The organism is Daejeonella sp. (assembly GCF_046590655.1).
Lineage (GTDB): Bacteria > Bacteroidota > Bacteroidia > Sphingobacteriales > Sphingobacteriaceae > Daejeonella.
This window is the reverse complement of the sequence record NZ_JBKJUM010000030.1, coordinates 30328-41714: the sequence shown is the minus strand read 5'-3', so window position 1 is coordinate 41714 and position 11387 is coordinate 30328. Positions and strand designations below refer to the sequence as shown.

At 40.4% G+C, this 11387-nt stretch carries 7 protein-coding genes; all 7 read left to right on the top strand.

Translation table 11 applies throughout. The annotated features are described in order from the left end of the window. The first annotated feature begins 622 nt into the window (after positions 1-622). The 7 genes from ACLL8Z_RS03060 to ACLL8Z_RS03030 all read left to right on the top strand — a co-directional run bounded on the left by ACLL8Z_RS03060 (position 623) and on the right by ACLL8Z_RS03030 (position 11378). On the top strand, positions 623-1309 hold the full coding sequence (locus ACLL8Z_RS03060; protein ID WP_411273283.1) for a hypothetical protein: 687 nt from the start codon (positions 623-625) through the stop codon (positions 1307-1309). A gap of 98 nt (positions 1310-1407) precedes the next feature. Then, positions 1408-1821 carry a hypothetical protein gene (locus tag ACLL8Z_RS03055; RefSeq protein WP_411273282.1) on the top strand — a complete coding sequence of 138 codons (414 nt, stop codon included), beginning with the start codon at positions 1408-1410 and terminating at the stop codon, positions 1819-1821. Between the two features lie 267 nt (positions 1822-2088). Beyond that, complete coding sequence (locus ACLL8Z_RS03050; RefSeq protein WP_411273281.1) at positions 2089-2769, top strand: hypothetical protein; 681 nt, start codon at positions 2089-2091, stop codon at positions 2767-2769. 56 nt (positions 2770-2825) lie between these two features. Then, a complete protein-coding gene (locus ACLL8Z_RS03045; RefSeq protein WP_411273280.1) occupies positions 2826-3281 on the top strand; it encodes a hypothetical protein in 456 nt (151 codons plus the stop codon). A 59-nt stretch (positions 3282-3340) separates the two neighbouring features. After that, positions 3341-8377 (top strand): translocation/assembly module TamB domain-containing protein, encoded by a 5037-nt coding sequence (locus ACLL8Z_RS03040; RefSeq protein WP_411273279.1) that lies wholly within the window; start codon positions 3341-3343, stop codon positions 8375-8377. After that, positions 8374-10647, top strand: a complete 2274-nt coding sequence (locus ACLL8Z_RS03035; RefSeq protein ID WP_411273278.1) for a BamA/TamA family outer membrane protein — start codon at positions 8374-8376, stop codon at positions 10645-10647. The genes ACLL8Z_RS03040 and ACLL8Z_RS03035 overlap by 4 nt, the downstream gene beginning before the upstream one ends. A 308-nt stretch (positions 10648-10955) precedes the next feature. Further along, positions 10956-11378, top strand: coding sequence for a GNAT family N-acetyltransferase (locus ACLL8Z_RS03030; RefSeq protein ID WP_411273277.1), 423 nt, complete (start codon positions 10956-10958; stop codon positions 11376-11378). Positions 11379-11387 lie beyond the last annotated feature (9 nt).

The window sequence follows — 11387 nt, the reverse complement described above, 5'->3', positions numbered from 1 at the left end:
TTCAGGCGGTACAGCTGTAACAGTTATCACAGCCACCAATACGTCATGGACGGGTGGAAACTCAACTAATAAATTCAACATTTCTTACTTAATCGGTGCGGGTGGTACATATGCTGGCAAAGCCACCGGATTGAATGTTATCCCGGTAGTTTATACTGTAACGCAGCAATAGTATTAAAGCTTTTGTTTTTGGAAAAGGAGAGTCTTTGAAAGAGGACTCTTTTTTTGTAGGCCATAATTTCTTTCGGATAGCCTGTTTCTTTAATTCGAAACTGATTAACTTTTTTAAAACGAACTTATGGGCAGACCTAATGAGCCATATGATAAAGAGTTTAACGCCCTTTCCCACTAATGCATAGGGCCATTGACCCAGTGATTTTCATATTCTCAGAGTCTAATAATGTTTACCTGAAGCATTAAAGTCTTGAAAGGTTCAAGAAGGGTTCAAGTTAGGTGATCCTTCGATCAAATAGCTATTTGATCGAAGGATCACCTAAGAATGTACATGGATGACCCTATGACGTTATTTGCCAGAGCGCCATACCTGATGAAACTATTGCCTTACTGCGTTGTTAGAAATATAAGCTGATTTAAATTAAATCAAACTATTGTCCGGAATGTTATGAAATATTTAAAATATATCCTGCCTTTGTTTCTCATATTAGTACTGGCATGCAACTCTACTCAATCCGGAAGAACGCCCAGAGCTCCAAAAAGAGAAGTGCCTGTTGCCATCAACATCAAAGCTCAAAATAATGCCACAATTAATTTTATAGATCTCAATTATTTCCGACTACAACTTATAAGGGATCTTGATCAGTTTCAAGAAGTAAACTTTTCACTTGTTGATGCGGACGAAAATCCCGAAGTAGTATTGGATATGGATATCACTAGTTTCATCCTTTGGCCTCGCGATGAGCGAATGAGTCGCAGACGTGTAAGCAGAAATATAGTCGTAGGTACTGATGCAGCAAAAAAACCCATATATCAAGCGGTGACCGCATCTGTGGATATCGTTCAGATCCAGCGGCGTTCAAATGCAAGATTTGCGACAAATCTTATTGTGAAAGGTACTCCGGGTCTGAAATTTCAACGTACTTTTGCTCCAAGTTACAATTATGTTAATTCATATGTCGATAATGTTCAGGGCGATTCAAGAGCACTTGACCCAAGTTTAATGACCCGCGGAATTGATGTTGAACCAGTAGAAAATGATTTTCTGCTAATACTAGCCAGACAGGAAATGGTCAGGCGTTTATCGACGGAGCTTCGGAAATACTATGATACTCCGGCAAAACCTGTTCAATAGATCGAACTTTCCAATCCAGTGTAGTATTTTGGGATAATTGGTATTAACTTTAGAGAAATGAGTCCCTCTATATTTATATTTAAAGCTAATTAGATCGTATGAATTTTTTACGCACCACCGGGATTATCCTCTTTTGCCTTATCCCATTTTTGTCCCATGCTCAAACTACACAATTGATTGGGGCCTCTGAAGAATTTATCCTTGAAAACGTTAAGGGTTATGCATCGGTAGAGGAACGCGGTATAGAACATGAGGAGTTTAATGTATTGGTTTTCGAAGATGGGGGACGTGTACTTTCGTTTTATTTTACATTTTACCGGGGCGGGAAAATTTGCAGCTATATAAAAAACACAGCACCTCTGCATGCTCTGGAAGAGGAAATAAGGTTTATTAAAGCAAACTTTACAAATACCAGAGATAATATTTGGGTTAATGCGGGTAAAATGGTCCAGGTACAAATAAACACGACAGAAAGCCATGGATCGATAGTGGCAAAAGAGCTTAGGAATTAGAGCTTACATATGTTTAGTGCGACCAATTACAGTAGGGGCCCTATTATATGAGACGTGATAATAATTGATGCATTTTTGATCGTATTTACTACTTGCAGTGATATTATAGCGTTTTATGACTGCTGGTACACCGTTGTTATACCTTTTCTATATCGCTATAAGGTCGCTATAAGGACTCTGTAAGGTCGGTATAAGACCCCTATAAGCTTGTCCTGATATCTTAAAATCAGTATATTCAGGCAAATTAAGAATCAAAAAAATCAGATCATGACTAAATATGATCCTTACAATGATTTGCCTCATCCAGACCGTACTGTTGTTCACAGTAAGACATATGGGGAACACATCAGAGCGCGCCGCGGCTCGAAAAAGAGAGTTGAGGTTAACGATACACTTAAACTCCATAATTTATTCCTGACCAGTGCGAATAATCCGGCAAGGCTGGTCAAAAATGAGATTGACTACTATCGGGCTGGCTTTCCTTCTGGCCAATTATGGCAATTCCTTGTCGGAATGTTCAAAAAACAGATAAAATTAAAGCTTCCTCTGAACGTTGACGATTTGTTGTGGAAAGACATTAGTAAGGATTATTCGGTATCAAGGCTGCTTAAGCATGGATTTCCAAAGCAGTTCACTTCAGAGGAATCTACGATAAAGGTCGAGATCGGAAAATTAAACCCACAGTTCCGTCGGCAGACAATCGACGGCTATCAAATTGAAATCGCTGTCATATATTTCGATTTTGTGAATATGGAAAGTACGTCAGATTCTTCAGCCAGTCCCATTGTTCCTTTAAATCATTCCGGCATTCTAAGCTTTGAACTGGATAGTGGAAAGCGGGGAGACCGCTTTATTATCTGTTTTAAAATTACCGGTTGCTGTCAGGGCATCCTCCAAAGTGACAATTCTATCATGGCGATGCAAATCATACAAACTGGCATTGTTTAATCCAAACTTTATGCTTCTCCTTTGGTTATAATGGTATAAACCAAAAGAAATCGGAAGTGGGAACAGGGAATGAAGATCAAAATGCTAAACGAGTTAAAGATCAGAATCAAAAAAAAGACTCAAACGGGGATGAAAATGCCAATGCCGAAAGAGATCCGGCAGGGAATCCTTTAGATGATCAGGAATTGATAGGCGGCACGAGTACTAGTAGCCCTACCAATCAGCAGCCATCAGCCTCCCAAAATAATCAATGGGAGCAAGAACATAATAGTGATTCCAAACCGATGGCCGGGCAACAGGGATCTGAAGGATATGAGGACCAAAGCCAGCCTGCGAATAAGTACAGTTCTACAGAAGATGATGAGCTGGAAGAAGAACAATCTAAAAAACTGCGCACTAATGCACACCTTGGGGAGAATGATCTGGAGCATACAGATCAGGATTACAGGGACGGTGAAAATCGGTCTGGCGAGGATCAGGATGACGGCGATGAATTGAGGAATGGTAAGTAATTAGGCCTTAGAACAAACATTTTGGCGTTTTATCTGTTATCCCGTCATACTGACCACAGTTGAGAAAATTCGGCCTCATTTCCCTCAAAATTTTACTTTGGACAATAGGAATTTTACTGTTCCTGTTAATTCTTGTTTTCGTACTGATTCGTATTCCGGGAGTACAAAATTTCGCTAAGAATAAAGTTGTTTCCTATGTTGAGGGAAAGATCAAAACTAAGGTCGAAATCGATAAGATTAGCCTTGATCTTCCCAAACTGTTGGTGCTGGAAGGAGTTTACTTTGAAGATCAGCAAAAAGACACTTTGCTGGCAGGTGATAGCTTAAGAGTTGATATTAGCCTTCTTAAAATACTCAGCAATAATGTTGAAATCAACGAAATAGATCTTCGGGGGGTAACTGTGAATGTGAAGCGTAACGCGGATAGTGTTTTCAATTTTGACTATATTCTAAGAGCCTTCATGACCGAGCAGAAGAAAGATCCGGCAATAACGGATAGTACTTCAGCAATGAAATTCTCAATTGAAAAGATTAACCTCGATCGAATACGTCTGCGTTATAACGATTCGGTTATGGCAAGTGATATGGACATTTACTTAGTTCATTTTGACACACGTGTCCGGGAGTTCGACCTTGATAAAATGGAATTTAGCATTCCGAAGATTAAATTATCCGGATTAAATGCAAACATCATTCAGTCGAAACCGGCTGCAAACTCAGAATCCGCAATTACCGACTCGATTGAGGCCACACAACCCTTCGATATGGATCTCAAATTGGGAACTATTGACCTTCAAAAGATTGCAATTAGATACCGGAATGATGTATCTGCGATAGTAGCAGATATAAACCTCTCCGAATTGCTTACGGAAGTTACCGGTTTGGATATGAAAAAGCAGACGGTGGCATTAAATACCCTTAATTTAAAAAACTCGAAAATTGCATTTACACTCGGCAAAAAAGAATTGGCGAAAATAGCTGCTAAGGAAGTCATGCAGGAAGTAGAGGCAGTTTCGGAAAACTGGAAGCTTAATGCTAATGCAATCAATCTGGTAAATAACGATATCCGATTCGATAATTTCAATATGCCCGTTATGGCGCGCGGAATAGACTTTGGGCACATGGATATTAAAGGCTTGAACTTCGCTGTAGAAGACCTCGGCTTTTCAATCGATTCCATTTCTGCTAAGGTACTTTCAGGGAACTTTAAGGATAAAAGCGGCTTTGATCTGAAAGAGATACGGACAAACTTTCATTACGGAAATAAAAGTATGTTTTTGGATGATCTATATGTTAGATCTGCCCGTTCAGAAATCAAAGATAACATTCGCCTGACTTATCCATCTATTGAAAGCCTTGTCATAGAACCCGGAGAAATGGGTATTAATGCAAATTTAGAAACCAGCCGCTTGTCCTTGCGCGATCTAATCGCATTCGTGCCTGAGATGGCAAGTTTGGATGCTTATAAAAGCACTCCTGATGCAATCTTAAAAATTGATGGGAAAGTAACCGGAAAAGTAAAAGATCTTACCATTACCAATATGCAGATCACCGGTTTTAGAAACACTTCTCTAAGGGGGTCTGCAAAGATCAAAGGACTTCCAGATATGAATAGGGCTTTTTTCGATGTAAGGATCGCAGATCTGACTACACGAAGGAGCGATTTGTATGCTATGGTACCGCGGGGAACCATCCCAGCTAATATAAGCCTGCCCGAATCTATCAATCTAAAGGGAAGTTTTAGAGGAAGTGCAGCCGTTTTCAGTACGGATCTTAGCCTTAATTCCAGCTATGGGAGTGCCAATACCGTAGCTACTTATAATTCACGCATAAAAGGAAGTGAAAAATATAAAGCAGATTTCCGACTAAATAATTTTCACATTGGGAAGCTCATAATGCAGGATTCAGTTATTGGGCGGGTAACCATGGCCGGTAATGTTGCTGGTACGGGCGTTGATCCAAAAACTATGAATGCTTTTTTCGCGGCAAGGGTGATAAGAGCGCATTATAATGGCTACGGTTATAGTAATCTAAATTTGAAAGGTAACGCCCGTAATGGTAATATAACCACCTCTGCGCAGATGAACGATCCGAATCTGGTGTTCGACGCTGATGTCACGGCTAATCTCTCAGGAAAATATCCTTCAGTAAAACTCTCATTGGAACTTGACAGTGCTAATCTAAAGCCACTTAATTTCCTTAAAGATGATGTGCGTTTTCACGGTTCTCTGGACGCAGATCTGTCTACAGCTGACCCGGACTATTTAAATGGAAGGATTACCCTTGCCAATGGCATCGTTTCAAATGGCGGGAAAAGATATCAGATTGACTCGGTGAGTGTGGTCTCAACGGCAAATGCCGACAGCAGCACTCTAAAGCTGAGTTCGGAAGTTTTAAGTGCAAAAATTTCGGGGAAATATAAACTAACGCAGGTAGGATATGCGATTCAAGATGTGATAAGTAAGTATTTTTCAATTGGAAATATCGGTAAATCACCAGCGTATACCCCGCAATCAATGGTATTTAGCGCCAGGCTGATGAATGGACCAATGATAGCTAGTTTTGTCCCGGAATTAAAAGAATTATCGACCGTCACTATTGATGGCCGCTTTAACAGCGCATCAGGGGAACTTGTGATTAATGCCCTGGCACCGAGAATATTTTATAGTACGAACGACATTAGTAACCTGGCGTTAAGAATTAATACTGGTGACGAGGCCCTGAATTATTCCATCAATATTGGAAATATTAGTACACCTCAGCTTCGCTTGCTCAATACCAGCCTTACAGGTAAAGCCCAGAATAATGTTCTGAGTACCGACCTGCAGGTTAAAGACGGCCAGCAGCGAACCCATTATCGAATTGCAGGCGACTTTCGGTCTGCCAATCCTGATTTTGTTTTTAATTTAAAACAGGATGGTTTGATGTTAAACTACGAGCCCTGGACTGTTTCTGGGGGTAATGAAATTCGTTTCGGCACCAATGGTGTACAAGCAACTAATTTTGCTCTCTCAAATAACAATCAGCGACTTAGCATTAACAGTTCTCCACCTGGATTGAATAACCCGCTAAATATTGAATTCAGCAATTTCAAAATAGAAACTCTTACAGCTATGGTCAAAAAAGATTCCTTGCTGGTAGGAGGGACCATTAATGGAAACGCAGTTGTGCGTAACTTTCAAACCACACCCGTGTTTACAGCTGATATGAAAATCGCTGATTTTAACTTCCGGGGCGATACACTTGGCATGATTGCAATGAAGGTGAATAATGAGCGGGGTGATATTTTCAATGCAAACATTAGTATAAACGGCGAGGGAAATGAACTTAATCTTCTTGGTGATTATAACATTGCCAATAGTAGTTTCGATATGGATCTCAATATTGTAAACCTTAATCTGAAGAGTATACAGGGATTCACATTTGGGGCGATAGACAGTGCCAGCGGAAGTATTAATGGACGTCTTGATGTCACTGGAACAGCTGCAAATCCCAAAATCGCCGGAGGGGTAAACTTTAACAAGGCAGCCTTCAATATCACCATGCTAAATTCTTATTATCAGGTTAAAGACAATGAAGTAACTTTTAATAATGAAGGAATACTATTCAACAACTTTACGTTAATTGATTCTGCTCAAAATACAGCTACTGTTACCGGAAAAATTTATACGACCACTTTTACAGATTACCGCTTCGACCTAAACGTAGATGCGGATAATTTTCAGGTTATCAACTCCACTAAAGATGACAATGAACTTTATTACGGCAAAATGTTCATTGATAGTGATTTGACTATTGGAGGGTCAATGACTGCCCCCTCAGTCGATGGGACGCTTAGAGTGAATGATAAAACGAATTTCACACTTGTTCTTCCTCAATCAGATCCAGCCATTGAAGAGCGACAGGGGATAGTAGAATTCATAGATATGGACAATCCAGAGCTTGCAACGATTTTAAGTTCAAAGCTTGACTCTCTCAATCAATCTTCGCTATTGGGAATGGATGTTTCCGTAAATCTTGAAGTCGATAAGGCTGCTGAATTTAATATTGTAATCGATGAGGCAAATGGCGACTTTCTTCGTCTAAGAGGAGACGCTGATTTAAATGCCGGTATTGATCCGAGCGGGAAGATTACTCTAACCGGAGTTTATAATCTGGATGAAGGGGAATATGAGTTGTCTTTCAATTTTCTAAAGCGCAGATTTGAAATCGAAAGAGGAAGCACCATAACATGGACTGGGGATATAATGGCAGCCGATATTAGCGTTACGGCGACCTATATTGCTGATACATCCCCACTCGATCTGGTCGAAAATGTTTTGGGTGATGCCCCGCAGGCTCAAAAAAACACCTATAAGCAAAAGCTGCCATTTGAAGTAAATCTCACGATGACAGGGGAGCTTCTAAAGCCGGTTATCACCTTCGATATCGTTTTGCCGGAAAGAAATTATAACGTTTCGACGGAGGTAACAGGAACCGTTAATACACGGTTGGCACAGCTTCGAACAGAGCCATCAGAACTTAATAAGCAAGTCTTCGCTTTACTTTTACTTAACCGCTTTGTAGGAGAAAATCCTTTTTCAAGCGCCGGTGGTGGTGGAGGTGCAGAATCTCTGGCCAGGCAAAGTGTAAGCAAGCTATTGTCGCAGCAGTTGAATAACCTGGCGGGAGATTTGATTGCTGGTGTAGAATTGAATTTTGATCTGGAAGCCACGGACGATTACACTACCGGACAGCGTGCTAACCGTACCGATCTGAATGTCGGCCTTTCGAAAAGGCTTTTAAATGACCGACTCCGTGTAAACATTGGAAGCAATTTCGAACTAGAGGGGCCTCAGCAGCCGGGAGCACGCACAAGCAACCTTGCAGGCGATGTTTCAGTTGAATATCAGTTATCCAGGGATGGCCGATACCTTATAAGGGCATATCAAAAAAATGAATATCAGGTTGCTATCCAGGGTCAGATAATTGAGACCGGGGTCGGTTTTGTGCTCACCATGGACTATAATAAGTTCAAAGAAATCTTTCAGGGACGTACAGATGATAGCAAAAGACGCCGCCGTGAAGAGCGTGCTGAAAAGAGAGAAAAAAAATGACTAGAGTCTTAGTATATAGTTTATTAATTGTTAGCACATTGATTGTATCGGCATGCAGTACGACGAAATATGTTCCAGCGAACGATAAGCTTTACCTGGGTGCCGATGTTGAGATAAACGATAATGATATTAAAAATAAATCTAAAAAAGACCTTGAAGCAGATTTGAAAGCTCTAACCAGACCCCAGCCCAATAGTTCCTTTTTGGGAATTCCCTTTAAGTTGATGATGTATAATCTGCGAAATGAAAGAAACAAGGGACTTGGTAGCTGGTTAAGCAGGAAGTTTGGTGAAGCACCGGTTTTGTTCAGTACCGTGAACGTTGATTTTAACCGTGATCTTATAGCTAACCGGCTTGAAAACAGGGGCTACTTTCGGGCAACTGATACAGCTGACACGGCTTTTAAGGGCGATAAGAAAGTAAGACTTATTTATCATGCTAATGCCGGCCCGCAATACATGATTAACAGCGTGAAATTCACAACCGATAGTTCTGAACTGGGAAAAGCAGTTTCAGGTACCGAAGCTAAAACTTTCCTGAAGGCAGGGGACGCATACAGTCTCGATGCAATAAAAGCTGAACGTGTCAGAATTGACGCGACACTAAAAGAACAGGGCTTTTACTATTTCGGTCCCGACGATATTCTCGTTCAGGTGGATAGTACCAATAATATACAAAAGGTGGATATGTACGTAAATGTCAAAAAGACTACGTCTGCTAAGGCCCGAAAAATATATTCCATAAACGAGATTTTTATTTATCCTAACTATAAGATAAATGATAGTACCAGTTTGAGCAAGGATAGTGCAGTGGTTTATGGCGATTTCCATGTTATCGATCCTGAAAAGATGTTCAAGCCTTCTGTATTTGAAAGAGCGATGTTTTTTAGAAAAGGCGACGTTTACAATCGTAGAGATCATAATCTTTCGTTAAATCGCCTCGTGAATCTTGGAACATTCCGATTTGTTAAAAACAGGTTTGTAGAGATCGACAGTCTGATGTATCCCAGCCTGGATGTCTATTATCAGTTAACACCCTATCAGAAGAAATCAATCCGTAGTGAAGTTACAGCACGCTCTAATTCTGCCAACTTTAATGGCTCAGAATTTACTTTAAGCTGGAAGAATAGGAATGCCTTCAGGGGGGCGGAGTTATTCACAGTTTCAGCATATGTATCAACTGACGTGCAAGTTTCAGCAGCTAGCAAAAGCTTCAACAATATATTCAGGTATGGTGCCGAAGCAAATCTCTCTATACCTAGATTTATAAGTCCCTTTAAGCTGAAATCAAACAGCGCATTTTTACCGCGCACAAGACTTCAATTAGGTTATGAATTTCTAAACCGACCGCAGAATTACACCCTCAGTTCTTTCCGAAGTTCGTTTGGTTATGCCTGGAAAGAAAGTGTCAGTAAAGAACATCAGTTAAATGTGCTTGCGGTAAATTATGTACAGCCGACAAATGTTTCCCGATCTTATGATTCTGTTGCTAACTTAAATCAAACATTGAGACACGCTATCGAAAAGCAATTTATAATTGGTCCTAACTATAATTTCAACTTTACGAATAGTGCTGAGACAAATAAAACACATACTTTTTACTATAACGGCAATATAGATATATCAGGAAGTATCCCTGGATTGAGCAAACTTGTTAATACGCCATTGTCGCAATATTTTCGTTTAGATAATGATTTTCGCCATTATCTTAAAATAGGGCCTGGATCACAACTGGCAACTCGTGTAATTGCTGGGTTCGGTCATTCCTACGGTAATTCTACATCATTGCCATATATTAAGCAGTTTTTTATTGGAGGAACAAACAGCTTAAGAGGCTTCAGAGCCCGCACACTTGGTCCTGGTACATATCGTGATCCAAATATAGACCGGGGCGAGATTTCTGCTGATCAGTCGGGTGATATTAAACTTGAGTTTAACACTGAATACAGGCCTAAAATTGCTGGTATCGTTAAAGGTGCTATATTTATGGATGCTGGCAATATTTGGCTACAGCGCGAGGAAACTGGCCGGCTCGCGCGGCCGGGAACTAAATTCAGTAAAGATTTTCTTAAAGAACTGGCCGTAGACGCCGGTTTAGGGTTGAGATTTGATCTAACTTTCCTCGTCTTACGCACGGATCTTGCCTTCCCAATTCGCAAGCCCTGGCTTCCTGAAGGCAATCGCCTCGTGTTAAATGATATCAACGTCGCTGACAAACAGTGGAGAAAGGATAATTTGATTTTCAACCTCGCCATCGGGTATCCGTTTTAGCTTTTCTGCTTCAGCCTGCGATCCAGTGAATGCCTTGTCCATAATAAGGAGCCGACGGACAGTTGGGATCCTCTACTGAATCAATTCCAGCAGTGATGTTGAACATTCTTTTTTCTGAGTCATTTGTTTTTTTGATGAGCATTAATCATCTTTAGTGTACACTTTTAAAAAAGCACTATGTCGCAGACCATAATTCAACCTGCACTTGCGGAAACGCACATTTCCATGGGCTTTTTTACTGTCCGTGTAACCACATATCGAATTACTTAGTTAGCCTGTAATCAGTTAGTTAAATTTGAAACCGCGAAATGGTCAAATTTTATATTTCATCCGATAAAGGGAAACTAGATATTAGGCGGGTAGTTGATTATTTATTGAATCGTTCATACTGGGCAAAGGACCGTTCAGAACAAACAATTAGAAAGTCCATTGCGAATTCATTTTGTTTTGGGATGTATAGTGAATCAGGCGAGCAAGTCGGTTTCGCCAGAGTTGTTACAGATTTAGCTGTATTCGCCTGGCTTATGGATGTTTTTATTTTCGACGAACATCAGGGAAAGGGCTTAGGAAAACAGCTTATTACCGGTGTACTTTCCCACCATGAATTCGAGGAAATCAATAAATGGGGATTGGGAACCAAAGACGCCCATGAATTTTATAAAAAGTTCGGGTTTACATCCTTGTCCCGACCTGAAGTAATGATGGAAAGGGTGTGTAAATTGAATCAGTAAAATTAATAA